The sequence below is a fragment of the Oliverpabstia intestinalis genome, from assembly GCF_009696065.1.
In the GTDB taxonomy this organism is placed as follows: Bacteria; Bacillota; Clostridia; order Lachnospirales; family Lachnospiraceae; genus Oliverpabstia; species Oliverpabstia intestinalis.
Map to the genome: position 1 here is coordinate 1 of NZ_VUMS01000077.1, position 1835 is coordinate 1835.

The 1835-nt window shown below is 44.2% G+C and carries 1 protein-coding gene and 1 pseudogene; both read right to left on the reverse strand.

Annotated features, from left to right (window positions below; translation table 11 throughout):
• Nucleotides 1-193: 193 nt before the first annotated feature.
• A pseudogene (locus FYJ57_RS14965) lies at nucleotides 194-292 on the reverse strand (Maff2 family mobile element protein); the annotation flags it as partial.
• 149 nt (nucleotides 293-441) lie between these two features.
• Nucleotides 442-1835, reverse strand: a 1394-nt coding sequence (locus FYJ57_RS14970; protein WP_154433271.1) for a reverse transcriptase domain-containing protein, incomplete at its 5' end; no start/stop codon positions are given.

Below are 1835 nucleotides of genomic sequence, written 5' to 3' on the forward strand. Positions count from 1 at the left end.
GATCTGCTCTGCTAACGGTGGGCTTCCTCCGATGATCAAGCGCCAGAGATACTACGAATCTCTGGGACTGGCTGCATAGGCAGTGATATCTTTGAGATAAATGTGTCAACCAATATTGACAATATCATCCCGATGAGGATCTCCTTGATGGCTTCCGTGATTCGTTCGATAATGGTGTTCATCCATTACCCCATTAACCGAACAGCGTTGCCAGCTGGGGAATCAGGGTAGTTCCCAGCAGCATGATTCCAGCTCCTGCCATGAGCTGTTTGATTCCCTGGCTCTTTGCGCCGGATAGCGATAGGTAATCCTTTGAAGTTATCTCCGGATTTTCCCCCGCTCCACACCGTGCATGCGACTTTCACCGCACACGGCGCTCCATCGAATTCAGCCGTCCAGGGCTTTTAAACACAACTTACACACTTCGTTACAGCATTAAATTCAAAGAATAATAGGTGGCATTTCTGCCATAGTACGAAGTTTGTTAAGCTTTTCTATTTGTTTATTGTCAAGATTTAAGGATTTCAGGTACTTCTCAATCGTAGGTTCTGAAGAAGCATGGATAAGGATATGAACCGCTTTGCTGACAAGAATAAGATTTGCGTATTCATCCGAACCGCCATTGCTAACCGGCACTTTATGGTGGCAGTGAATATCGTGGGAATCCATCGGAATTCCTGTCACTGCACATTTACCATACTGTGCCGCATACAAAGAAATACGGTTATCCGCATATTCAATGGTTCTGCCCTTTACAGGATTTCTCATCAGCCATAACATTGTCGCTGTGTCGATTGCAAGATTCTTATGAATCTGTTCCCGACCTTTGACCGTATATTTATTGATGGATTTCCTTTTATGCTGGGCATTCTTTGACTGGACATATCCCAGTGGAACCACCGGACGTCCATGAAGGAACCTCATCTGTCTGCTTGCTCCATACTTTTCTTTAATGAACCCATTTCTGAGCTGTCCCTTTTTGGATAAGTCGCCGTTCAGTCTGTTTCTGAGCTGTTTGTTGATACTGAAGGCAAGTCTGCTGAAGTCATGAGATACTTCTGTAGAAATACAATAGTATTCATGAAGTCCGGCAACTACAGAGTTGTATTTCTGAAGCTGCATGAACTGAGCATTATCATCTGACGAATGAGCCAGTTTCTTTACTTCTTCCGAGACTTTTTCATGAGCCTTTTTGTATGCTTTATCGCTCATATGAGACCGAACTACATATTTCTTACCCTTTTTACGGACTTTCAGTTTGAACCCGAGAAAATCAGAATACTGTCTTTTGAGATTAACTACTTTGGATTTGTCAGGGCTGATTTCCAGCCCCAGCCTGTCCTTTAGCCATAACTCTGTTGCCTTGTATGCTCTGACAGCATCCTCATGTGTTGCGCAGAAAATTTTAAAATCATCTGCGTACCGAACTGCATGCATCTCTTTTAATCTGCTCCGACGCAGAGCCCTGTAGGCGTGGCTCTTAATCTCTGTTCCCTGCGCATTGCTCCTTGTTTTGAATTTTGTCTTTGTTGGCATCTGCTCCCACTGGGAAGCAATCCACCAATCCAGTTCATTCAATACGATGTTTGCAAGCAATGGCGACAAAATACCGCCTTGCGGGGTACCCCGTGTGGGATATGTTTTCTCCCCATTTGGCAGAACAACAGGTGCTTTCAGCATCTCTTTTATAATGCATAACAGCTTTTTTTCCCGGATTCCCAATGCCCATATCTGACGAATCAGCTTTGTATGGCTGATATTATCAAAGAAGCCTTTAATATCGAGGTCAACCACATGGTACAGATGCTGTACCTGTATCAGCCTCATGCATTGCG